Annotated in this window: 21 protein-coding genes; 12 read left to right on the top strand and 9 right to left on the bottom strand. The window is 67.5% G+C overall.

Features of this window, described 5'->3' with window-relative positions; all coding sequences use genetic code 11:
* On the top strand, window positions 1-876 hold the full coding sequence (locus tag ACFOOQ_RS03755; protein WP_379721961.1) for a transglycosylase SLT domain-containing protein: 876 nt from the start codon (window positions 1-3) through the stop codon (window positions 874-876).
* On the opposite strand, the gene ACFOOQ_RS03750 is transcribed toward ACFOOQ_RS03755, so the two are convergent.
* Complete coding sequence (locus tag ACFOOQ_RS03750; RefSeq protein WP_379721959.1) at window positions 825-1,301, bottom strand: hypothetical protein; 477 nt, start codon at window positions 1,299-1,301, stop codon at window positions 825-827. The genes ACFOOQ_RS03755 and ACFOOQ_RS03750 overlap by 52 nt on opposite strands.
* Here ACFOOQ_RS03750 and ACFOOQ_RS03745 point away from each other — a divergent pair.
* Window positions 1,288-1,494: a hypothetical protein gene (locus tag ACFOOQ_RS03745; RefSeq protein WP_379721957.1), complete on the top strand. Its 207-nt coding sequence runs from the start codon at window positions 1,288-1,290 to the stop codon at window positions 1,492-1,494. The two genes, ACFOOQ_RS03750 and ACFOOQ_RS03745, sit on opposite strands and share 14 nt — an antisense overlap.
* A 62-nt stretch (window positions 1,495-1,556) precedes the next feature.
* On the opposite strand, the gene ACFOOQ_RS03740 is transcribed toward ACFOOQ_RS03745, so the two are convergent.
* The 3 genes from ACFOOQ_RS03740 to ACFOOQ_RS03730 all read right to left on the bottom strand — a co-directional run bounded on the left by ACFOOQ_RS03740 (window position 1,557) and on the right by ACFOOQ_RS03730 (window position 2,865).
* Window positions 1,557-1,895: a hypothetical protein gene (locus ACFOOQ_RS03740; RefSeq protein ID WP_379721955.1), complete on the bottom strand. Its 339-nt coding sequence runs from the start codon at window positions 1,893-1,895 to the stop codon at window positions 1,557-1,559.
* A 72-nt stretch (window positions 1,896-1,967) separates the two neighbouring features.
* A complete protein-coding gene (locus ACFOOQ_RS03735) occupies window positions 1,968-2,612 on the bottom strand; it encodes a thermonuclease family protein (RefSeq protein ID WP_379721953.1) in 645 nt (214 codons plus the stop codon).
* An 85-nt stretch (window positions 2,613-2,697) separates the two neighbouring features.
* Window positions 2,698-2,865, bottom strand: coding sequence for a hypothetical protein (locus tag ACFOOQ_RS03730; protein WP_379721951.1), 168 nt, complete (start codon window positions 2,863-2,865; stop codon window positions 2,698-2,700).
* Between ACFOOQ_RS03730 and ACFOOQ_RS03725 the strand changes: the two genes are divergently transcribed.
* A complete protein-coding gene (locus tag ACFOOQ_RS03725; protein WP_379721949.1) occupies window positions 2,855-5,254 on the top strand; it encodes a mechanosensitive ion channel domain-containing protein in 2,400 nt (799 codons plus the stop codon). The two genes, ACFOOQ_RS03730 and ACFOOQ_RS03725, sit on opposite strands and share 11 nt — an antisense overlap.
* Here ACFOOQ_RS03725 and ACFOOQ_RS03720 read toward each other — a convergent pair.
* Both ACFOOQ_RS03720 and ACFOOQ_RS03715 read right to left on the bottom strand, forming a co-directional pair.
* Window positions 5,251-5,547 carry a hypothetical protein gene (locus ACFOOQ_RS03720; RefSeq protein WP_379721947.1) on the bottom strand — a complete coding sequence of 99 codons (297 nt, stop codon included), beginning with the start codon at window positions 5,545-5,547 and terminating at the stop codon, window positions 5,251-5,253. The two genes, ACFOOQ_RS03725 and ACFOOQ_RS03720, sit on opposite strands and share 4 nt — an antisense overlap.
* Window positions 5,548-5,861: 314 nt before the next feature.
* Window positions 5,862-7,061 carry an AMP-binding protein gene (locus tag ACFOOQ_RS03715; protein ID WP_379721945.1) on the bottom strand — a complete coding sequence of 400 codons (1,200 nt, stop codon included), beginning with the start codon at window positions 7,059-7,061 and terminating at the stop codon, window positions 5,862-5,864.
* A 269-nt stretch (window positions 7,062-7,330) separates the two neighbouring features.
* On the opposite strand from ACFOOQ_RS03715, the gene ACFOOQ_RS03710 reads away from it, so the two are divergent.
* A complete protein-coding gene (locus ACFOOQ_RS03710; RefSeq protein WP_379721943.1) occupies window positions 7,331-8,551 on the top strand; it encodes an aminotransferase class I/II-fold pyridoxal phosphate-dependent enzyme in 1,221 nt (406 codons plus the stop codon).
* A 98-nt stretch (window positions 8,552-8,649) separates the two neighbouring features.
* Complete coding sequence (locus ACFOOQ_RS03705) at window positions 8,650-11,166, top strand: DNA translocase FtsK (RefSeq protein WP_379721941.1); 2,517 nt, start codon at window positions 8,650-8,652, stop codon at window positions 11,164-11,166.
* A 385-nt stretch (window positions 11,167-11,551) separates the two neighbouring features.
* Here ACFOOQ_RS03705 and ACFOOQ_RS03700 read toward each other — a convergent pair whose 3' ends face one another.
* Window positions 11,552-12,151, bottom strand: a complete 600-nt coding sequence (locus tag ACFOOQ_RS03700; RefSeq protein WP_379721939.1) for a TetR/AcrR family transcriptional regulator — start codon at window positions 12,149-12,151, stop codon at window positions 11,552-11,554.
* A 103-nt stretch (window positions 12,152-12,254) separates the two neighbouring features.
* On the opposite strand from ACFOOQ_RS03700, the gene ACFOOQ_RS03695 reads away from it, so the two are divergent.
* The 3 genes from ACFOOQ_RS03695 (at window position 12,255) to fghA (ending at window position 15,521) form a co-directional block, all read left to right on the top strand.
* A complete protein-coding gene (locus ACFOOQ_RS03695; protein WP_379721937.1) occupies window positions 12,255-13,457 on the top strand; it encodes an acetyl-CoA C-acyltransferase in 1,203 nt (400 codons plus the stop codon).
* 106 nt (window positions 13,458-13,563) lie between these two features.
* Window positions 13,564-14,676, top strand: a complete 1,113-nt coding sequence (locus tag ACFOOQ_RS03690; RefSeq protein ID WP_379721935.1) for an S-(hydroxymethyl)glutathione dehydrogenase/class III alcohol dehydrogenase — start codon at window positions 13,564-13,566, stop codon at window positions 14,674-14,676.
* Complete coding sequence (fghA, locus tag ACFOOQ_RS03685) at window positions 14,676-15,521, top strand: S-formylglutathione hydrolase (protein ID WP_379721933.1); 846 nt, start codon at window positions 14,676-14,678, stop codon at window positions 15,519-15,521. The genes ACFOOQ_RS03690 and fghA overlap by 1 nt, the downstream gene beginning before the upstream one ends.
* A 9-nt stretch (window positions 15,522-15,530) precedes the next feature.
* Here fghA and ACFOOQ_RS03680 read toward each other — a convergent pair whose 3' ends face one another.
* A complete protein-coding gene (locus tag ACFOOQ_RS03680) occupies window positions 15,531-16,274 on the bottom strand; it encodes an alpha/beta fold hydrolase (protein WP_379721931.1) in 744 nt (247 codons plus the stop codon).
* A 358-nt stretch (window positions 16,275-16,632) separates the two neighbouring features.
* Window positions 16,633-16,956: a YbjQ family protein gene (locus ACFOOQ_RS03675; protein ID WP_379721929.1), complete on the bottom strand. Its 324-nt coding sequence runs from the start codon at window positions 16,954-16,956 to the stop codon at window positions 16,633-16,635.
* A gap of 92 nt (window positions 16,957-17,048) precedes the next feature.
* Here ACFOOQ_RS03675 and ACFOOQ_RS03670 point away from each other — a divergent pair, with 92 nt between their 5' ends.
* The 4 genes from ACFOOQ_RS03670 to ACFOOQ_RS03655 all read left to right on the top strand — a co-directional run bounded on the left by ACFOOQ_RS03670 (window position 17,049) and on the right by ACFOOQ_RS03655 (window position 23,112).
* The gene (locus tag ACFOOQ_RS03670) at window positions 17,049-17,768 is read left to right on the top strand and encodes a LolA family protein (protein ID WP_379721927.1); all 720 of its coding nucleotides are present in this window, start codon (window positions 17,049-17,051) and stop codon (window positions 17,766-17,768) included.
* A gap of 365 nt (window positions 17,769-18,133) precedes the next feature.
* A complete protein-coding gene (gene sucC / locus ACFOOQ_RS03665) occupies window positions 18,134-19,303 on the top strand; it encodes an ADP-forming succinate--CoA ligase subunit beta (protein ID WP_379721925.1) in 1,170 nt (389 codons plus the stop codon).
* The gene (sucD, locus tag ACFOOQ_RS03660; protein ID WP_379721923.1) at window positions 19,304-20,182 is read left to right on the top strand and encodes a succinate--CoA ligase subunit alpha; all 879 of its coding nucleotides are present in this window, start codon (window positions 19,304-19,306) and stop codon (window positions 20,180-20,182) included.
* A 50-nt stretch (window positions 20,183-20,232) separates the two neighbouring features.
* The gene (locus tag ACFOOQ_RS03655; protein ID WP_379721921.1) at window positions 20,233-23,112 is read left to right on the top strand and encodes a 2-oxoglutarate dehydrogenase E1 component; all 2,880 of its coding nucleotides are present in this window, start codon (window positions 20,233-20,235) and stop codon (window positions 23,110-23,112) included.
* Window positions 23,113-23,130 lie beyond the last annotated feature (18 nt).

Genomic DNA, 23,130 nt, shown 5'->3' with positions numbered 1-23,130 from the left:
ATGCCCGATATTCTCCCGCTGTTCATCGCCGCCGCCCGCACGGTCTGGCAGTTCCTCTGCGGCATCTGGCCGGCGATATGGCAGTTCCTGCATGAGTCCTATGGCCCGGCCGCGCTGCAGCTCGTGACCAGCTATTCGCTGAAATTCCTGCTGGCGACGGCGGTCGGCCTTGGGGCGGTTCTCACCCTGCGCCTGTTCGACTGGCTGCGCGGCGTGCGCTTCCGCGACATCGATCATGATTCCGCCGCCATGCGCGGCTATATGGGCTGCCGGGTGCTGGCCGTCTTCCTGTCCTATGCGCTGATCATGGCCTTCGGCTGCCTGGCGCTGGCGATCATCGTCCTGCCGGGGCCGGCGCAGGCGGCGACCTTCACCGGCAAGTATGACCTGGCCATCATGCAGGCTTCGAAACGCTGGATGCCCGGCGTGCCGTGGAAACTGTGGAAGGCCCAGCTCTATCAGGAATCGCGCCTCGACCCGGCGGCGCGCAGCCCGGCCGGCGCCGAGGGTCTGGCGCAGTTCATGCCGGCGACCTGGACCGAGGTCACCGCGGCGATGGGCCTCGGCGCCGTGCCGCGCAGCCAGGCCGCGGTCAGTATCGAGGCCGGCGCCTATTACATGGCGCGGCTGCGGGCCGGCTGGTCGAGCCCGCGGCCGGCGCTGGACCGGCATCACCTGGCGCAGGCGAGCTACAACGGCGGTTTCGGCAATATCCTCGCTGCCCAGCGGGCCTGTGCCGAGAACGGCATGCTACCGCCGGGATACGACGCCATCATGCGCTGCCTGCCGCAGATCACCGGCCGCCATGCCGCCGAGACGCTGGGCTACGCCCCGGCCATCGACCGCTGGTGGCGGCTGATGGAAGCGGGCGGCTGACCATGGGCCGCCTTGTCAGCCTGCTGGGCGCGGGCAGTTCGCTGCGGGCATGGGCGACCGGCGCGATGATCTGCGCCGTCCTGCTGTTGGCCGGCGCCGTCGGCCTGACGGAGTGGCGCCTCGGCCGCGCGCAGATGGCGCTCGGCACCGAAACCGCCAACCGCAAGACGGCGGAACAGGTGGCGCAGGATAACTTTGCCGCCTTCCAGCATGAACAGAGTCTCAACCGGCTCAACGCGGCGGCGCTGCAGGCCATGATGGCCCGCGCCGATCGCCTTGCCGGCCAGGTCAGGGTGGAAGTGAGGAAGGTCTATGTCGAACGCAAAATCCCGGTGCCGGTGGCCGCGGCCTGCGGTGCTGTTCTCGATGCTTTCAACAGCGATCTTGACGGCCTGCGGTGGATCGTCGGCGGTGGTGATCCCCAAGGCGGTGATCCAGCGGCAGGACATTCCGCAGATCCAGCCCTGCGCCCGGCCGCAACTGCCGGCGGCCTACGCCAGCCTTGACGAGGCGCGCGCCGCGGCCTTCGAGCTGGCCGGCTGGGGTGCCTGCAACGAAGCCATGATCGGCGCGGCCAATCAACTGCTGAAGGATCGCGCGGCGCTGCCGCTGCCCTGACTGCCCATATCGCCTTCCTCCCAGACTGGGTGCCCGCCGGCTTCGTGCCGGCGGGCTTTTTTTTATGTCCGCCGCCGCGTCTTCATGGTCGCGAATGGGTCCGTGGTATCCAGCCGGCCCTCGAACTGGCTGCCGAACCAGACCGGCCGCTGCTGCGGCGCGGTGTCGATCACGACATAGGCATCGCCGGCCATACCTTCGCCGCAATGCGGGCAGCGGTGGACGCCGATCAGGTCCCTGCCGGTGGCATCGTCGCCCAGCTCGCGGCGCGCCGCATCGAGGTTGACGCTCCACTTCCAGCCGCAGGACCGGCAGACGGCGATCTGTTCGGCGCCCAGCCGGCCCTGGGTGGCGCGGCGGAAGCCATGGACATGGGCGAGGGTGCGAAGCGGGAAGCGCATGGCGACGACAGATAGACCGGAATGCCGGCCATCCGCCACAGGACAATGTTCGGGGGCTGCCGGATCGCAGTCTTATTTGGCGCTGGCGCCGGGACAGTTGTCCGGCTGACCGCCGCCCTTTTTCCAGCAGTTGGTGCGCCACCAGTAGGGATCGAGGGCCTGCCATGCCGGCAGGCCCCAGCGGCCCCGGTGTGCCGCGATGGCCTCGGCCTCGATGGCACGCGACTGGGGGTCATGGACCCAGTTCGACCGCGTGAAGATCAGGCCCCAGCCGGCGCGGATGACCTGCCGGTTCAAACTCTCGACCTGGCCGTCGACGGTAACATGGCAGGCCAGCCGGCCGTAGCCCCCGGAGCCATAGCACAGCGCGGTGGCGCGGTGGCCGAGGGCGAGATCGCGCAGCACCTTGCCGGCGTCTTCGCCGCCCGGCTGGCCGGGGTAGGGCGCGGGCGGCCAGTTTCCGGGTGAACCGCCGCAGGCCGGTGTCTGCCCCGGCCGGTGGGCGATTTCCGGGCTGTCATAGTCCGACATGCGGACCTCGATGCACCGGCCGTCATCGGCCTGCAGGGTCAGGGTGTCGCCATCGTCGACGGCGGTGACGACCCCGGTGATCGTCTCGGGCCGTTTCGTGTTGGCCTGTGCCGGCAGGGCAGCGATCAGCAGGAGTCCGAACGCCGTTCCGAGAGTTTTGCAAATTGCCGGTAACCTATTGACCACTGGTGCCCCCAAATACCCAAGTTTTGCACGCAAGTCATTGATTTTCTACAAAGAGCGTCGGACTGAAAATCCTCGTGTCGGCGGTTCAAATCCGTCCCTGGGCACCATTCCCCTCCAAAAATCCGTCCTGCAGCGATCCGGCGCCCGCCGGGTCAAAAAAATGCCCAATTCCGACAATAGCTTGCCGGTCTTCCACGGATTTTGAACTGGCACCATCGGGTGTGCCGTCTACAATCAGGCCGATGACCGACAAGATAGTTTTCCCCAGGCTGTGCCGTCAGGCCCGGCTGTTCCCTGCCATTACGCTCCTGCTTGCCGCCCTGCTGGCGGCCATGCCCGCCGCTGCCCAGCAGACAGCGCCCGCTCCGGCGACGGCGACCGGCGAGACGGCGGGCCTGAATGCGCAGGACCTCAACGGCCTGGCCGACCGGCTGCAGAATCCCGACGAGCGCCAGAAACTGGTCGAGACCCTGCGGGCGCTGGCCGCGGCGCGCGATTCGGCCGATGGCAAGACGGCTGACGGCAAACCAGCACCGCCGCAGGCCGCCGACACCGATCCGGGCAGCGCCATCGTCGATGGCGTGATGGCACAGATGCGCCGCGCCGGCAGCACGCTCGCGGCGGCGAGTGCATTATTCTCCGACCTGCCGGCGCTGACCGACTGGGTGCAGCGGCAGTTCGCCAATCCGCAGCGCCGCGCCGCCTGGGCCGATGTTCTGCTGAAGCTCGGTGCCGCGATTCTCGTTGCCGCCGCCTTGCAGGCGCTGGCTTTCGCCATGCTGCGCCGGCCGCTGGCCACGCTCGGCGCCCAGCCGGGCGGTTCGCTGTGGTTCAACCTGCTGCTGCTGGTGCTGCGCGCCGTCGTCGCGCTGATCCCGACGGCGGTCTTCGCCGGCGCCGCCTACGGCATCCTCGGCCTGCTGGCGCCCGGCCCGCTGACGCGCGACCTCGCGCAGTACATCGTGCTGGCTTTCGTCGCCGTGCGCGGTGTGCAGATCGTCGGCCAGGCGCTGCTGTCGCCCGACGACGGCCATGGTAATGCCGCGCTCCGGCTCGCCCGCGTCAGCGACGAGACGGCGGCCTATACCTATCTGTGGCTCAGCCGGCTCGCCGTGCTCGGCTTTTTCGGCCATGCGCTGGTGCGCATCGCCGGCCGCGTGCATGTGCCGCCCGACGGCGTCGATGCCATCGCCAGGCTGGTCGCCTTCCTGTTTGCCGCTATGGTCACCGTATTGGTGTTGCAGAACCGCCGCGCGGTGGCCGAGCATATCCGCGGCCACGGCCACCACGAGACGCCGCGGGGCAATGCCATGCGCCTGCTGCGCCAGCGGGCCGCCGACATCTGGCATGTGCTGGCGCTGCTGTATATCGGCGCCACCTATGCGATCTGGGCCTTCGAGGTCGCCGGCGGCTTCCGCCTGATCCTGCGCGGCACCCTGCTGACCATTGCCATCCTCGTTGTCACCCGCCTGCTGCTGGCGGCGTCCGACCGCGGCTTCCGCCGGCTGTTTGCCGTCGGCGCGGAGACGCGGCTGCGCTTTCCCGGCCTCGAGGCGCGGGCCAACCGCTACCTGCCGGTGCTGCTCGGCACCATCCGCGTGGTGCTCTATGGGGTGGCGGCCTTTGCCGTGCTGCAGGCCTGGGGCATCGACACGCTGGTCTGGCTCGGCAGCGACGCCGGCCGCGCCGTGGTGGCGCGGCTGACCACCATCGTGCTGGTGCTGCTGCTCACCCTGGTGCTGTGGGAGGCGATCGGCACCGGCATCGAGTATTACCTGACCCAGCCGGGCGCGGATGGCACGCCGACGCCGCGGTCGGGCCGGGTGCGCACCCTGCTGCCGCTGCTGCGCCGCACGGTCACCGTGGTGCTCGGCCTGATTTCCGGCCTGATCATCCTGTCCGAGCTCGGCATCAACATCGCGCCGCTGCTGGCCGGTGCCGGCGTCATCGGCCTCGCCATCGGCTTTGGCGCCCAGACCCTGGTCAAGGACGTGATCACCGGCGCCTTCATCCTGATGGAGGACACCATCTCGGTCGGCGATGTGGTCGATCTCGGCGGCAATGCCGGCGTGGTCGAGGATATCTCGATCCGCATCATCCGCCTGCGCGACCTGAACGGCACCGTGCATGTGATCCCGTTCAGCGAGGTCACCCGCGTGCAGAACATGACGCGCGGCTTCTCCTACGCGGTGATCGATGCCGGCGTCGCCTATCGCGAGAATGTCGACGAAGTGATCGCGGTGCTGCAGGCACTGGGCGAGACGATGCGGCAGGAGCCCGACTGGGCGGCGCGCATCCTCGAGCCGCTGGAGGTCCTGGGCCTCGATCAGCTCGCCGATTCCGCCGTCATCGTGCGCGTGCGCTTTAAGACGGTGGCCGGCGGGCAATGGGCGGTGAAACGCGAATTCCAGCGCCGCATGAAGGCGCGCTTCGACGAGCTCGGCATCGAGATTCCGTTTCCGCACCAGACGATCTATTTCGGCGTCGACAAGCAGGGCAAGGCACCGCCGGTCTTCGTGACGCAGGACCGGCCGGCGGCGGAAGCGCCACCTGCGTCGCTGCCCAAGGCGCCGCCGCCGGTCAGCGACGCCCATGAAATGGACGCGCCCGACGATGCCGATGGGGCCGATGCGAAAAGCTAGGGGTTCATATCACGCAGCGCACGGAGCGCCGCATGCAGGGCATCGTCGCGGATGCGGGGCAGCAGGCGGTCGAGGTCGGCGGCGGCATCGCCGGTAAAGCCCGATGGCAGCTGCGCCGCCGGTGCCGGCAGGCCGTTGCAGAGTCCATCCAGGCGGGCGGCGATCTCCGCCGGTGCGCCGGCGGCCATCGCCCGCAGCACGGCGGCGATCTCGGCGGGTGCCAGATAGCCGCGATAGCTGTCGGGGGCCTCGTCCAGGCTGCAGGCGGGCGAGGCAGGGGGCTTTTGTGACATGGCGCCAGCCTACACCCGCCGGCGGCACCGGGAAAATCGCCGATGGGGAAAATCGCCGATGGGGAAAATCGCCGATGGGGAAAATCGCCGATGGGGAAAATCGCTTGTGGCCGCCCTGTGCGGCGGCGCTTGCCGGCCTAGCTCCTGCCGCAACGGTGGCTGCCCTGCCGGCTCTGAGCCGATGCCGGGCCCCGGCAGACAAGCCGCCGATCCGGGGGCAGATGGTCTTCTTCCTCTAGAATAGCCGGCCGGCGCTCCGCCTTCTGCGTCTTCTGCGGAGCTGCCGGCCGCTTTTTCAGCCGGTAATATCCCGCTCAGCCGATCTCCCAGTCCGCCAGCTTGCCCATCGTGCCCTGCGGCAGGGCCGGACCCAAGGTCAGGCTGCGCGGCCGCTCGATCGCCGGCAGCCGGCTGCGCAGCCAGGCCTCGATCTCGCCGCGCAGAGCCGTGGTGTCGGCGTCCGCCGCGGCCGGGACGATAAAGGCCTTCAGTCGCAGGGTCGGGCCGGCGCGGTAGGGCCGCACGGCGACATCGGCGATGCCGGGATGGTTGCGCAGCAGGTCGGCGACGCGGCCGGGATGCACGTTGATGCCGCCGATCTGGATGGCGCCGTCATGGCGGCCGCGCACCACGAAATGCTGGCCATCCGGCGTGGTCGTCTCGATGCGATCGGGCAGGGCCAGAGTGAAATCGCGGGTCCGGTGGTGCAGGGTCGCGGCATCCGCTTCGAGCCGCCAGTAGGGGAACAGCGTATAGGGCTGTGCCGGGTCGTCACGCCAGCCGATCCCCATGGTCTCGCTGGAGCCGTAGAGTTCGACCAGGCGGGCGAAGCCGGCGGCGCGCACCAGGCGTGCGGTGTCCGGCGGGCAGGGCGCCGTCGAGGTGATGCCGCGCACGTCCGGCGGGATCGGCCGGCCGCTCTGCAGCGCGCTCTGCGCCAGCGTCCTCCAGATCTGCGGGAAGCCGACCACCAGGTCGCCGGGCTGCAGGGCAGCAATAATCGCGGCCGGCCGGCGGTCGCGCAGGTCGAGCACCGGCGCGGCATAGCGATAGGGCAGCAGCACGGTGAACATATAGCCGTAGATATGATGCGCCGGCACCAGGCTGACGATGCGCGGAGCATGGCCCTGCAGCTCGAGCTGGAAGGCGGCTTCCTCGTCGAGCCGCGACCAGGGCTGGCGTACCGGCTTGGGCTCGCCGCTGCTGCCCGAGGTCAGGAAGCCGAGATCGCCGGGGCCGCCCTGCAGAACGGCCTGCAGGGCGGCCAGCCAGTCGGGCTGCTGCAGGGCGGCCGCGACCGGCGTGTCATCGGCCAGGCAGAAAAAGCGGGTGATCGCGGCGCCGACGGCTGCCTGTTCGGCCGGGGTCATCGGCGGCAGGCCGGCGGCGGCGGGCCAGGTCATCGGCCGCTCGGCCGGATGCAGCCGGTTGAGTTCGGCGCCGGCCAGATCGGTAATCAGGCGCCGCAGCGCCCCGGAATCCTGCCACCACGCGGTACGTTGCCAAATTGTCATGGGTATCTGTCCAACTGGGGGATAAGCGCCGTTGAAGGTAGTCCGACCGGTTCCGCCGGGGAGTCATATCCCCGTGATAGCGGTCTTGATGGCTGCGGCATGGTGCCGCTGCCGGCCCGGCTGGCCATGGCCGGTCCCCCGGCTTGCCGGGCGACTCGCCGCCCCGTAGATTGCCGGCAGGCCGGGTTCCGGCCCGATTCGCCGCCCCGCTTGTCATGCCCGCCGGCGAACCTTCGTCAAACCCCTGACCCTGCAGACAGATTATCGCCATGCTGAACCCCCGGCTCGACCTGCTGTCCGATTATCCTTTCGCCCGCCTGCGCGCGCTGCTCGACCACGAGCCGACGCCGGCCGGCCTCGATGTCGTCAACCTGTCGATCGGCGAGCCGCAGCATGCCATGCCGGCCTTCGTCGGCGAGCACCTCAGCCGCGACCTCGGCAGCCTCAGCCGCTACCCGACGCCGAACGGCAGCCCGGATTACCGCATCGCCTGTGCCGCCTGGCTGACCCGGCGCTACAATCTGCCTGAAGGCCTGATCGAGCCGGACAGGCAGATCGTCGCGCTGAGCGGCACCCGTGAAGGCCTCTACATGATCGCGCAGGTCGTGGTGCCGGAGAAAAAAGGTCCGAAGGGGGAGCGGCCGCTGGTGCTGATGCCGAACCCCTTCTACCAGACCTATGTCGGTGCCGCCGTCACCGCCGGCGCCGATCCCTATTTCGTTGCCGCGACGCCGGACAACGGTTTCCTGCCCGATTTCGCCGGCCTGCCGCGCGACGTGCTGGCGCGCACCGCGCTGGTCTATCTGTGCTCGCCGGCCAACCCGCAGGGCACGGTGGCCAGCATCGACTACATGGCGAAGCTGATCGAGCTGGCGCGCGAGCATGACTTCGTCATCGCCTTCGACGAATGCTATGCCGAGATCTATGGCGACGTGCCGCCGACCGGCGGCATGGAAGCCGCGATGCACCTCAGCGGCGGCCGCATCACGCCGGACTGCCTGAAGAACGTGATCGTCTTCCACTCGCTGTCGAAACGCTCCAGCGTGCCGGGCCTGCGCTCGGGCTTCTGCTCGGGCGATCCGGCGATCACCCAGGCCTTCATCAAGCTGCGCAACTACGGCTGCGCCGGCGTGCCGATGCCGGTGATCGCCGCCTCGGCCGCCCTGTGGCGCGAGGAAAGCCATGTTGAGCAGAACCGGGCGCTGTATCGCGAGAAATTCGACATCGCCCAGAGTATCATCGGCAACCGCTTCGGCTTTTTCCGGCCGGCCGGCGGTTTCTACCTCTGGCTCGATGTCGGCGACCCCGAGGCCGCGGCGCTGAAGCTGTGGCGCGAGGCCGGCCTGCGCACCCTGCCGGGCAATTACCTGACCCGGCCGGAAAACGGCGGCGAAAAGGCCGGAAAATCCTTCCTGCGGCTGGCTTTGGTCGCCGATGTGCCCACCACCCGGGCGGCGCTTCAACGATTCAGTAATACTCTCGGGTCTTAACTGGCGAGGCTGGGGTGGATTCGTCCGCTCCGGCCACGATTTCTGTCCGGTTTTTTATGGTTAATGGGGCTATGGCAAAGACGGCGAGGAAGAAGGGCATGGCTTCCAGGTCGAGGAAAAAGGCGCGGTTCTTCCCGGAAGGCTTCGATGACTTCCTGCGCCAGCGCGCGGCCGAAGGCGGCGGCATCCTGCTGCTCGGCCTCGGTTTCCTGCTGGCGCTCGCGCTGGCGACCTTCGATCCGGCCGACCCCAACTTCAACCATGCCACGCCGCTGAAGCCGCAGAACTGGCTCGGCATGCCGGGCGCCTATCTCTCCGACGTGCTGCTGCAGACACTCGGCCTGTCGGCCTGGCTGCTGGTGCTGGTGCTGGCAAGCTGGGGGTTCCGCATCGTCTCGCATCGCGGCCTGCCGCGCTGGTGGCTGAATGTCGCCGTGGTGCCGGTCGCCCTGCTGCTGTTCGCCAGTTTCGCCGCCGCCCTGCCGGTGCCGCAGCTGTGGAGCCTGCGGACCGGCCTCGGCGGCATCCTCGGTGATTTCTTCCTCTACCAGGAACTGCTGCCGCTCGGCGTAAGCCTCGGCCTGCCGGTATCTGCCGTGCTGCCCGGCGCGCTCTGCCTGATCCTGTCGCTCGGCGCCTTCTATTTCGCTTCCGGTCTGTCGGTGCAGGAAGTCCGCCGCATGGGCGCCGGCCTCGGCTTCGGCGCTGCCGCGGCCACCGGCCTGGCCGCCCAGGGTCTCTATCACGGCAGCCGCGCCATGGCCCGCACCGGCGCCGAGGCGCCCGATGCCGCGGTCGGATTTTTCGGCCGCATCCGCGCCTTTTTTACCCGCGACAGCGACGACGCGGACGGTCCGACCCTGCATGACCGCGAACCGAGCCTGCGTCGTGGCAAGGCCAGCGCGGTCGGCGAGGATGCTTACGTCGACCCCGAGGATCTCGACGACGAGATCGATGAGGATGACGAAGACGACCTGCCGCGCCTGCCAGCCGCGATCCGCGCCGACGAGAGCCGCGTGGCGCGCCGCATCGAAAAGCCGAAGGCCGGCGGCCGCGCCGCCCGCGAGGCGCAGACGACGTTGCGGCTCGGCGACGGCGGCGATTTCGAGCTGCCGGAACTGTCGCTCTTGAAGCCGCCGCCGGCGGACAGCGCGCGCGAGAAGATCAACGAGGATGCGCTGGAGCAGAACGCCCGCATGCTCGAATCGGTGCTCAACGAATTCGGCGTGCAGGGCGAGATCACCAAGGTGCGTCCCGGTCCGGTGGTCACGCTGTATGAACTGGAACCGGCGCCCGGCACCAAGTCGAGCCGCGTCATCGGCCTGTCGGATGACATCGCCCGCTCGATGAGCGCGCTGTCGGCCCGCGTCGCCGTGATCCCCGGCCGCAATGCCATCGGCATCGAACTGCCGAACGCCAGGCGCGAGACGGTTTACCTGCGCGAGCTGCTGGCCTCGGCCGAATTCGAGGCCGCCGGCAACAAGCTCGGTCTCGCGCTCGGCAAGGATATCGGCGGCGGCGCCATCATCGCCGACCTCGCCCGCATGCCGCATCTGCTCGTGGCCGGCACCACCGGCTCGGGCAAGTCGGTGGCGATCAACACCATGATCCTGTCGCTGCTTTACCGGCTGACCCCGGACCAGTGCCGCTTCATCATGGTCGACCCCAAGATGCTGGAACTGTCTGTCTATGACGGCATCCCGCACCTGCTCGCGCCCGTCGTCACCGAACCGGGCAAGGCGGTGGTCGCGATGAAATGGACCGTGCGCGAGATGGAGGACCGCTATCGCAAGATGTCGGAACTCGGCGTGCGCAACATCGCCAGCTACAACGAGCGGCTGGCGCAGGCCAAGGCCAAGGGCGAGAAGCTCGGCCGCACCGTGCAGACCGGCTTCGACCCCGAGAGCGGCGAGCCGATGTACGAGGAACGGCCGATCGACCTCAATCCGCTGCCCTTCATCGTCGTCATCGTCGACGAGCTGGCCGACCTGATGCTGGTTGCCGGCAAGGACATCGAGGCGGCGATCCAGCGGCTGGCGCAGATGGCACGTGCCGCCGGCATCCATCTGATCATGGCGACCCAGCGCCCCTCGGTCGACGTCATCACCGGCACCATCAAGGCGAATTTCCCGACCCGCATTTCCTTCCAGGTCACGTCGAAGATCGACAGCCGCACGATCCTGGGCGAGCAGGGCGCCGAACAGCTGCTCGGCATGGGCGACATGCTGTTCATGCCCGGCGCCGGCCGCATCAGCCGCGTGCACGGCCCCTTCGTCTCGGACGAGGAAGTCGAGCGCGTGGTGGCCGAACTCAAGGCCCAGGCCGAGCCGGTCTATGTGGAAGCCGTCACGGCCGATGCCGAGGGCAAATACGGCGCGCCGGGCACGGGCGGCGGCGAGGGCGGCAGCGAGGAAGACACTCTCTACGACCAGGCCGTGGCCCTGGTGTGCCGCGAGCGCAAGGCCAGCACGTCCTTCATCCAGCGTCACCTGCAGATCGGCTACAACCGCGCCGCCCGCATCATGGAACGCATGGAAAAGGAAGGCGTCGTCGGCGGCGCCAACCATGTCGGCAAGCGCGAAGTCCTCGCCCGCAACATCGACGCGGCGGAATAAGCCAGCTTCGTCATCAATTTCATTGTCATGCCCGGGCTTGACCCGGGCATCTCATTTAATGGGGCCCGCGGATCAAGTCCGCGGGTGACGTCAGTAATTGGTGAGGATAAAATGTGCCAATGACGCCAGTTCAATACATTTTGATGGTTGTGTTCCTTGCTGCGCTTATTCTCTGCGTAATCATGAGCTCTTATCACTCGGTTAAGATGGCGAGTGAAACCAAACATGGTGTCGCTCTAACCGATTGGCGAATCTTCTTCGGAGACCCACAGGTGCTTACGGATGCTGGGCGGCGACATCTACGTTTAGCAAGGCGGTTCATGTTTATGTTTCTTCTTGCCGGGTTGGCAGCCGCCGTTTTCGTAATCGTTTCGCTACCTTCCAGCTAAAGTGATCTATCTTTCTCAGTTCCGGCCGCCGCCAGCGCTGCCCTGCGCGCCGTCTGCAGGGCGCGTTTCGACTCCGCCGGGTCCGTGAGCGCGCGGGCGACCAGCAGGCCGCCGACCAGTTGCGCCAGCAGGGCCTGGGCGCGGTCTTCCGCCTGCCGCTTCGTCGGCGCCTCGATCAGGCCGGTATAGATCGTCAGCAGGTCGGCGATGCCCCTGCGATAGGCTTCCTGCATAGCGCCGCCGGCGCGCGGCGCTTCCATGCCGAGCGCCGCCATCACGCAGCCCCGATCGGGCCGGTCGCGATGCGCCTCGGTCAGATACAGGTCGATCACCGTCTCCAGCACCCGGCCGGGCGGTGCAGCGGCAGCGGCGCTCTGCAACTGCCCGCGCATCTCGGCGAAGGCGGCTTCGATGGCGGCGGCGGCGAGGTCTTCCTTGGAGGCGAAATGCCGGTAGAAGCCGCCATGGGTCAGGCCGGCCTCGGCCATCACCTCGGCGACGCCGGTCTCGGCCAGTCCGTGGCCGCGGAACATGCGGCCGGCGGTGCGGACGATCCGCTGGCGGGTTTCCGCCTTGTCCTCGGCCGTGCGGCGCATGCCGGATTTTTCTCCTGAAAATAGCGCTTGACGCTTAGATGATAACGATCATCTTTATCCTCCGGCAAGAGAAAACACCCAGAGCCACGAGGAGAGAGCCGCCATGTCCGCCATCGCCACCCGCAGCAACCCTGATCCCATCGTCATCGCTTCCGCCATCCGCACGCCGCTCGGTCGCTTTACCGGCGCGCTGGCCGGCATGCCCGCCAACGAGCTTGGCGCCGCCGCGATCCGCGCCGCGCTGACGCAGGCCGGGGTCGAGGGCGGGGACGTCTCGGAAGTGCTGATGGGCTGCGTGCTGCCGGCCGGCCAGGGCCAGGCACCGGCGCGCCAGGCGGCGCGCAAGGCCGGCCTGCCCGACCATGTCGGCGCGGTCACCATCAACAAGGTCTGCGGCTCGGGCATGCGGGCGGCGATGCTGGCGCATGACATGCTGCTGGCCGGTTCGGCCGACATCATGGTCGCCGGCGGCATGGAAAGCATGTCGGGCGCGCCCTTCCTGCTGCCGCAGATGCGGGCGGGCCGCAAGGCCGGCCATGGCGTGGTCTACGACCACATGATGCTGGACGGCCTGGAGGATGCCTACGAGCGCGACCGCGCCATGGGCACCTTCGGCGAGCAATGCGCCGAGAAATACGGCTTCACCCGCGCCGAGCAGGATGCCTATGCCATCGAGACCTTGACCCGCGCGCAGAAGGCCGTCTCGAACGGCTGGTTCGATGCCGAGATCGTCGCCGTCACGCCGGATGCCAGGACCGGCGAAGTGGCGCGCGACGAGAATCCGCTGAAGGTGAACCCCGAGAAGATCCCGCTGCTGAAGGCCGCCTTCAAGGCCAACGGCACGGTCACCCCGGCCTCGTCGAGCGCCAATGCCGATGGCGCCGCCGCCCTGGTGCTGACCCGCCGCTCGGAAGCCGAGACGCGCGGCCTGCCGGTGATCGCCACCATCCTCGGCCATGCCGTGCATGCGCAAGCGCCCGAATGGTTCACCACCGCGCCGATCCCGGCGATCCGCAAGCTGCTCGACAGGGTCGGCTGGAGCATCGGCGATGTCGACCTGTTCGAGATCAACGAGGCCTTTGCCGTCGTGCCGATGGCGGCGATGCGCGAGCTCAACATCGGCCATGACCGGGTCAACGTGCTGGGCGGTGCCTGCGCGCTCGGCCACCCGATCGGTGCCACCGGGGCCCGGATCATCGTTACGCTGCTGAACGCGCTCGATCGTGCCGGGGCCAAGCGCGGCGTGGCGTCCTTGTGCATCGGCGGCGGCGAGGCGACCGCCATCGCGCTGGAGCGCGCCGCCTGACCGCAGCTCCCGGCGCACGGCCCCGGTTTCACTTCGGTGTCCGGGGGTTCCATGCCGGGGGATCGGCCTCTATTCTGCCCGCCAGCAGAAACAGAGGAGTTGCCCCATGGATGTGCGCGCCGCCGTTGCCTTCGAGGCCGGGAAGCCGCTGAGCATCGAGACCGTCCAGCTCGACGGGCCGCGCGGCGGCGAGGTGCTGGTCGAGATCAAGGCCACCGGCGTCTGCCACACCGATGCCTATACCCTGTCGGGCATGGACAGCGAGGGCAAGTTCCCCTGCATCCTCGGCCATGAGGGCGCCGGCGTGGTGGTCGATGTCGGCCCCGGCGTCACCACGCTGAAGAAGGGCGACCACGTCATTCCGCTCTACACGCCGGAATGCCGCAATTGCGACTACTGCCTCAGCCGCAAGACCAACCTGTGCCAGGCGATCCGCGTCACCCAGGGGCAGGGCGTGATGCCCGATGGCACCAGCCGCTTCCGCTGCGACGGTGCGCCGGTCTGGCATTACATGGGCACGTCCACCTTCGCCAATTACACCGTGCTGCCCGAGATCGCGGTCGCCAAGATCCGCGAGGACGCGCCGTTCGACAAGGTTTGCTACATCGGCTGCGGCGTCACCACCGGGCTCGGCGCGGTGATCTACACGGCCAAGGTTACGCCCGGTGCCAATGTGGTGGTGTTCGGGCTCGGCGGCATCGGGCTGAACGTGATCCAGGGCGCCCGCATGGTTGGCGCCAACATGATCATCGGCGTCGACCTCAACCCCGAGCGCAAGGCGATGGCCGAGAAGTTCGGCATGACCCATTTCGTCAACCCGAAGGACATGAAGGAAGACGAGCTGGTGCCGTATCTGGTCAACCTGACCAAAGGCGGCGCCGATTACAGCTTCGAATGCATCGGCAATGTGAAGACGATGCGGCAGGCGCTGGAATGCTGTCACAAGGGCTGGGGTGAATCGATCATCATCGGCGTCGCGCCGTCGGGCGCCGAGATCGCCACGCGGCCGTTCCAGCTGGTCACCGGCCGGGTCTGGAAGGGTTCGGCCTTCGGCGGCGCGCGCGGCCGCAGCGACGTGCCGCAGATCGTCGACTGGTACATGGACGGCAAGATCAACATCGACGACCTGATCACCCATGTGATGCCGCTGGACAAGATCAACGACGCCTTCGACCTGATGCACGCGGGCAAGTCGATCCGGTCCGTGGTGACGTTTTAATGGAGCGGATCAGGAGCTGGGCCTGCTTCGGCGGCCGGCAGGAGGTCTGGCGGCATAACTCGCCGACGCTCGGCTGCGCCATGGAGTTCGCCGTCTACCTGCCGCCGCAGGTCGCCGCCGACAACGCGGCGCGGCTGCCGGTGCTGTATTACCTGTCGGGCCTGACCTGCACCTGGGAGAATGTCACCGCCAAGGCCGGCGCCCAGCGTTATGCCGCCGAGCATGGCCTGATCCTTGTCACCCCCGACACCAGCCCGCGCGGCCTCGGCCTGCCCGGCGAGGACGAGGCTTACGATTTCGGCACCGGCGCCGGCTTCTATGTCGATGCGACCGAGCCGCCGTGGGCGAAGCATTACCGGATGTACTCTTACGTGACCGCCGAACTGCCGGCGCTGGTCAACGGGCATTTCCCGGCCGATCCGGCGCGCAGCGGTATCTTCGGCCATTCCATGGGCGGCCATGGCGCGCTGGTCTGCGCCTTCCGCAACCCGCAGCAGTACCGCTCGGTCTCGGCCTTTGCGCCGATCGTGGCGCCGTCACAGGTGCCCTGGGGCGAAAAGGCGCTGGGCGGCTATCTCGGGCCGGATCGTGCCGCGTGGGCCGCGTATGACGCGACGCAGCTGGCGGCGACCACCGCCTGGCGCCGGCCGGTGCTGGTCGACCAGGGCGCCGCCGACGAGTTCCTCGACAAACAGCTGCGGCCGCAACTGCTGCAGGCCGCCTGTGTATCAGCCGGCATCCCGCTGACCCTGCGCCTGCAGCCGGGCTATGACCACAGCTATTACTTCATCGCCAGCTTCATCGGCGACCATATCGCCCATCACGCCGCCGCCCTGAAGGCGTAAGACGCCGCCTCACGCTGCATCTGGCCGGCCAGACTCCGATGGCGGCCCGAAAGCATCGGCTGGCGCATCGCTACGGATGAAATGTAGCAGGCCGGTCTGCACATCGGCATCGCTGACCAGCTTGCGGTGGCCGAGCCCGTCGAGCACGCGCAAACGCGCGCCCGGCCAGGCGGCGGCATTTTCGCGGCTGTGCTGCAGCGGCACGACGCGGTCGTCACGGCTGTGCAGGATCAGGCCGGGCATGCCGAGACTGCGCAGCTTCGGCGGCAGGTAGAGCGACTCCATGCTGCGGCCGACCAGCCGCTCGATCGCGGTGAAGACCTGCGCGGTCTGCGCCGGCGTCAGGCCGAGTATCGCCATCATCGCACCGGCGAACAGGCGCGGCTGGTTCGGCGCGGCGAGGATCGCCAGCCGCCGGGCGGGCAGTTCGTGTTCGGCGGCCGCCAGCAAAGTGCCGGTGCCGCCGAGCGAATGGGCTATCACGGCATGGAACGGCCTGTCGTCCGAAACGAGGCCAAGCGTGGTGGCCTCGCGGGCGGTGGCGGCGACGCCGGCGGCGAAGACCGGGATCGAGGCCAGGCGCGCCGGCGAGCGGCCATGGCCGGGCAGGTCGGGCGCCAGCACGCGATAGCCGGCGGCGACCAGCCGGTCGATCAGCGGCGCCCAGCTCAGGTGGTCATCCTCCCAGCCATGCACCAGCAGCACGACGGGGCCATCGGGATTCTCCTGCCGGCCATAGAGAAAGGCCGCCATCGGCCCGGCGGGGCCATCGACCGCCAGGGGTGTTTCACGTGAAACACTTCGCGAACGGCCCGGCGGCGGCCGGCGCTGCGGCCGCAGGAACAGCCGGGCGGCCCGGCCGGCGGCCCAGCCCGGCGCCAGCGCGAAACCGGCGCGGATCAGGCCGCGGATAGTGATTCGGACAATTAAAGGACGAATATTCGTGCTTTTTACGCGGTGAGACGGGGTGGAGTTGGGTCCGGAAGGGGATGTCATGGGAGGCCTTTACGGAATGGGCGGTCCTGTAGGCGACCGCGCAGCCGAGAATATAGCACGATCGTTCTTTTTCAAGAGGCGAGATTAATTAAGGGGCCGTTTCCGGCCGGCCGCCTCACCCCAGCTTCACCGCCGTGCCGCTGGCCACCACCATCAGCATCTGGCGGTCGCCGCCGCCGATCTGCTGGTAGTCGAGATCCATGCCGACCACGGCGTCGGCACCGAGTTCGGCGGCCTCCTCGACCATGCTTTCCAGCGCCAGCGCCTTGGCCTTGCGCAGTTCCTTTTCGTAGCCGCCGGAACGGCCGCCGAGGATATCGGTGATACCGGCGAAGAAATCGCGGAACACATTGGTGCCCATCACCGCCTCGCCCGAGACGATGCCGAGATAGCCGGCCACCTTGCGGCCATCGATGCTGTCGGTGGTGGTGGTGATCATCCGTCCGTCTCCCTGCCGGTATTGATGCGCCGTCACCGCAGGTTAACCGCGCCGCCTTGATTTCGCCATCACCCGGGGCTACCCCTGTCGCCATGGACAAGGTCTCGCCGATTATCCCAGCCGATCCCGAAGCCACTGCATCTGCCGGCACCAGCCGGCGGCGCTTCCTGCTCGCCATGGCGGTGACCGCGGCGGCGGCCAAGCTGACCCTGCCGGTGGCCTATGCGGCCGCGCCGGTCGGCGTCAAGCTGACCCAGCATGATCGCGACGACCTCAAGCGGATCGCGGATTATTTCAACCAGGTGCGCAGCATGAAGGGCCGCTTCCTGCAGGTCGGCCCCGATGGCAGCGCCGCCGAGGGCGACATCTACCTGCAGCGGCCGGGCCGTTTCCGCTTCGAATTCGACCCGCCGGTCCCGATGCTGATCGTCTCGGACGGCGCCTACATCATCATGGACGACCGCGAGCTGAAATCGGTCGAGCGCATCCCGCTTGCCGCCACGCCGCTCGACCTGCTGGTGCGCGATGTCGTCACGTTCGACGACAGCATCGGCATCTCGAAGCTGGAGCGCGGCGCCGCCATCCTGCGCGTCACCCTGTTCGAGCCGTCGCGGCCCAAGGATGGCTCGCTGACGCTGGTGTTCGGCGACAAGCCGCTCGAATTCGCCGGCTGGACCGTCACTGATGCCGTGGGCAAGGTGACCGCGATCACGCTCAGCAAGATCGACTTCAATCCCGAGCTGTCGACCCGCCTGTTCACCTATGGCGACGGTCGGACCCAGGCCGAGCGCGAGCTGATGCGCCGCCGCTGACCGGCCCCGGCTTTTCCGATCCCGCGCTTTGACACCGGTCGGACAGCCGGACCCGCTTTTGCGACCCGGCCCGCCGGCCGGTTCCGCCCGGGTGGTCCGTGGCCGGCCGGATCGCGCTTTCCGACCGGCTTTCCGGCCACTTCCCGCCAGCCCGATAAGAGCCGCTTATCACACCCGATTGCGGGATTACCCGGCCGTAACCCGGGAAGTGTGAACTTTCGTCGAAAAGCCGCGTAAATCCCTGTCGGCAAAGGTTGCAGGGCTTCCGGGGGCTGCTATAACCTCGCCCCGAAACAACGATCCATGTCTGCAGCCGGGACCCCACGCTTGTCCAAGCCGTCGGGTCCCTCATCCGTTAGGTCAGCATGAACATCCATGAATATCAGGCGAAGAGCCTGCTCGCGAAATATGGCGTCGCGGTTCCGCGCGGCGGCGTCGCGTTCTCTCCCGATGAAGCCGTCACCGTGGCGCGCCAGCTCGGCGGTCCGGTCTGGGTGGTCAAGGCCCAGATCCATGCCGGCGGCCGCGGCAAGGCCGGCGGCGTCAAGGTGGTGAAGTCGCTCGACGACGTCGCCGACAAGGCGAAGGGCATGCTCGGCATGACCCTGATCACCCACCAGACCGGTCCCGAGGGCAAGCTGGTCAAGCGCCTCTACGTCGAGGAAGGCTGCGACATCAAGCGCGAGCTCTACTTGAGCTTCCTGGTCGACCGCGCTACCTCGAAGATCACCGTGATGGCCTCGACCGAGGGCGGCATGGAAATCGAGGAAGTTGCCGCCACGCATCCTGAAAAGATTCTGAAGGCCGCCATCGACCCGGCGACCGGCATGCAGCCGCACCATGCCCGCCAGATCGCCTTCGGCCTCGGCCTCGAGGGCAAGCAGGTACAGTCGGCCACCAAGTTCATGCTGGCCATGTACGACGCCTTCACTGGCCTGGATGCCAGCATCGTCGAGATCAACCCGCTGGTCGTCACCGGCAGCGGCGAGATGATCGCGCTGGACGCCAAGATGAACTTCGACGACAACGCGCTGTACCGGCACAAGGATGTCGAGGACATGCGCGATCCGGACGAGGAGGATGCCTCCGAGCTGGAAGCCGCCAAGTGGTCGCTGAACTACGTCAAGCTCGACGGTGAGATCGGCTGCATGGTCAACGGCGCCGGCCTGGCCATGGCCACCATGGACATCATCAAGCTGTACGGCTCCGAGCCGGCCAACTTCCTCGATGTCGGCGGCGGCGCCACCAAGGAGCGTGTCACCGCCGCGTTCAAGATCATCCTCGGCGACAAGAACGTCAAAGGCATCCTGGTCAACATCTTCGGCGGCATCATGCGCTGCGACATCATCGCCGAAGGCGTGGTGGCGGCGGCCCGCGAGGTGAAGCTGGCGGTGCCGCTGGTGGTCCGCCTCGAGGGCACCAATGTCGATCTGGGCAAGAAGATCATGGCCGAGTCGGGCCTGCCGATCATCTCCGCCGACAATCTCGCCGATGCCGCCGAAAAGGTGGTGAAGGCCGTGAAGGGAGCCAAGTAAATGGCTGTTCTCGTCAACAAGGACACCAAGGTCATCTGCCAGGGCATCACCGGCAGCCAGGGTACCTTCCACAGCGAACAGGCGATCGCCTACGGCACCAAGATGGTCGGCGGCGTCACCCCGGGCAAGGGCGGCACCGAGCATATCGGCCTGCCGGTGTTCAACACCGTCGGCGAAGCCATCTCGAAGACCGGCGCCAATGCCTCGGTGATCTATGTGCCGCCGCCGTTCGCGGCCGACTCGATCATGGAAGCGATCGACGCCGAGGTCCCGCTGGTGGTCTGCATCACCGAGGGCATCCCGGTGCTCGACATGGTCAAGGTCAAGCGCGCGCTCTCGGGCTCGAAGACCCGCCTGATCGGCCCGAACTGCCCCGGCGTGATCACGCCAGGCGAATGCAAGATCGGCATCATGCCTGGCCACATCCATCGCCGCGGCAAGGTCGGTATCGTGTCGCGCTCGGGCACCCTGACCTATGAGGCGGTGGCGCAGACCACTGCGGCCGGCCTCGGCCAGACCACCTGCATCGGCATCGGTGGCGATCCGGTCAACGGCACCAACTTCATCGACGCGCTCGACCTGTTCCTCGGCGATGCCGAGACCGAGTGCATCATCATGATCGGCGAGATCGGCGGCAGCGCCGAGGAAGATGCCGCCGAGTTCCTCAAGAAGTCCAAGGTGAAGAAGCCGACCGTCGGTTTCATCGCCGGGCGCACCGCGCCTCCGGGCCGCCGCATGGGTCATGCCGGCGCGATCATCTCGGGCGGCAAGGGCGATGCCAATACCAAACTCGATGCCATGCGATCGGCCGGCATCCGAGTCTCCGAGAGTCCCGCGGCTCTCGGCACCACCCTGGTCGATCTGTTGAACGGGAAGTAACCGAAAACAGAAGAGGGCGGCGCCGGCCAACAAGCGGCGCCACGACATAGATGACGGCGCAGCTTGAACGCACGCAGTTCCTCTACGGTGGCAACAGCACCTTCGTCGAGGAGCTGTATGCCAAGTACGTTGCCAATCCTGACAGCGTGGATTCCTCCTGGCGCCAGTTTTTCGAGGCGCTGGGCGACGATTTCAGCCAGCCCAAACAGGCGCTGAGCCGCCCGTCCTGGGCCCCGGCCACGGCCCTGGTGCCGATGGACGAGGAAGGCCTGCTCGGCCCCGGCGGCAAGGCCGCCAAGGCGGCCGACCGGGCCGCCAAGGGCGGGGCTTCGGCCGCCGATGCCCGCGCCGCCGCGCTGGATACCATCCGCGCGGCGATGCTGATCCGCAACTACCGGATCCGCGGCCACCTGCGCGCCAATCTCGATCCGCTCGGCATCCAGGCCGCCGGCGAGCATCCCGAGCTCGAGCCGGCGACTTACGGCTTCGCCGAGGCCGACATGGACCGGCCGATCTTCATCGACAACATGCTGGGCCTCGAGACCGCGACGCTCCGCGAGATCCTGCAGATCCTGCGGCGCACCTACTGCTCGACCATCGGCGTCGAGTTCATGCACATCTACCATCCGGAGCAGAAGGCCTGGATCCAGGAGCGCATCGAGGGCCGCGACAAGGAAGTCTCGTTCACCAACGAGGGCAAGAAGGCGATCCTCAACAAGCTGGTGGAAGGCGAGATTTTCGAGCGCTTCTGCCACATGAAATTCACCGGCACCAAGCGCTTCGGCCTCGAGGGCGGCGAAGCCCTGATCCCGGCGATGGAAGCCATCATCAAGCGCGGCGGCCAGCTCGGCCTGCTCGACATCGAGCTCGGCATGCCGCACCGCGGCCGCCTCAACCTGCTCGCCAACGTGATGGCCAAGCCATACCGGGCGATCTTCACCGAGTTCAAGGGCATGGCCTATCACCCGGATGATTTCCAGGGGTCGGGCGACGTGAAGTACCACCTCGGCGTTTCGTCGGACCGCGAGTTCGATGGCAACAAGGTGCATCTGTCGCTGGCCGCCAATCCGTCGCATCTGGAAATCGTCAATCCGGTCTGCCTCGGCAAGTCGCGCGCCAAGCAGACCCAGTTCGGCGATACCGAGCGCGGCCAGGTGATGACCGTGCTGCTGCATGGCGATGCGGCCTTCGCCGGCCAGGGCGTGGTGGCGGAATGCTTCGCGCTCAGCGAGCTGCGCGGTTACCGCACCGGCGGCACCATCCACATCATCGTCAACAACCAGATCGGTTTCACGACGAACCCGTCCTACTCGCGCTCGTCGCCGTATCCGTCGGATCCGGCCAAGGTGGTGCAGGCGCCGATCTTCCACGTCAACGGCGACGATCCGGAAGCGGTGACCCATGTGGCGAAGATCGCCACCGAGTTCCGCCAGAAGTTCAAGAAGGACGTGGTCATCGACCTGTTCTGCTATCGCCGGCACGGCCATAACGAGACCGACGATCCCTCGTTCACCCAGCCGATCATGTATCGCACCATCGCGACGCATCCGACCACGCGGCAGATCTATGCCAAGCGCCTGGTCGACGAAAAGGTGCTGACCGACGACGAAGCCGAGGGCATGGTCACCGAATTCCAGAATCTTCTGGAAGGCGAGCTGGAGGCGTCTAAGTCGTTCAAGCCGAACAAGGCCGACTGGCTGGAAGGCAAGTGGTCAGGCCTCGAGATCGCCTCGGGCGACGACCGCCGCGGCACCACCGCGGTGGAGATCGAGACCCTGAAGAAGGTCGGCACTGCGCTGACCACCGTCCCCGACGGCTTCAACATCCACAAGACGCTGACCCGCAACGTCGGCAATCGCCGTCAGATGATCGAGTCCGGCGAGGGTATCGACTGGGCGACGGCGGAGGCGCTGGCCTTCGGCTCGCTGCAGCTCGAGGGCTTCGGCGTCCGCCTGTCGGGCCAGGATTCGGGTCGCGGCACCTTCAGCCAGCGTCACTCGGTCTGGCACGACCAGCAGACCGAAGAGCGCTACATCCCGCTCAACCACATCGACGAAAAGGCCGCCAATTACGAGGTGATCGACAGCCTGCTGTCGGAAGCTGCCGTGCTCGGCTACGAATACGGCTACAGCCTGGCCGAGCCGAACACGCTCGTCATGTGGGAAGGCCAGTTCGGCGACTTCGCCAACGGCGCCCAGGTGGTGTTCGACCAGTTCATCTCGTCGGGCGAAGCCAAGTGGATGCGCATGTCGGGCCTGACCGTGCTGCTGCCGCATGGCTACGAGGGCCAGGGTCCCGAGCACAGCTCGGCCCGCCTCGAGCGCTATCTGCAGCTCTGCGCCGAAGACAACATGCAGGTGGCGAACTGCAGCACCCCGGCCAACTACTTCCACATCCTGCGCCGGCAGATGCACCGCAAGTTCCGCAAGCCGCTGATCCTGATGACGCCGAAGTCGCTGCTGCGTCACAAGCTGGCGGTGTCCAAGCTGCTGGAGATGGGCCCCGGCTCGTCGTTCCACCGCGTGCTGTGGGACGATGCGCCGCCGGCCGAGGACAAGGTCAAGCGCGTCATCCTGTGCACCGGCAAGGTCTATTACGACCTGTTCGAGGAACGCAACAAGCGGGAGATGAAGGACACCGTCATCCTGCGCGTCGAGCAGCTCTATCCGTTCCCGCACAAGGCGCTGCTGGCCGAAGTCGGCCGCTACAAGAACGCCAAGACCGTCGTGTGGTGCCAGGAAGAGCCGCGTAACATGGGTGCCTGGACCTTTGTCGAGCCGTTCGTCGAGCGCGTCATGGGCGAGGCCGGCCTGAAGGCGAAGCGTCCGGTCTATGCCGGCCGCGTCGAGGCGGCGTCGCCCGCTACCGGCCTGATGAGCAAGCATAACCAGCAGCAGGCCAAGCTGGTCGACGATGCCCTGACGGCGTAAGCCGTCGCGAGTTTGCCT

The organism is Ferrovibrio xuzhouensis (assembly GCF_042648965.1).
GTDB lineage: Bacteria > Pseudomonadota > Alphaproteobacteria > Ferrovibrionales > Ferrovibrionaceae > Ferrovibrio > Ferrovibrio xuzhouensis.
Note: the sequence above shows the minus strand (reverse complement) of the source record. Positions and strands in the feature narration are given on the sequence as shown.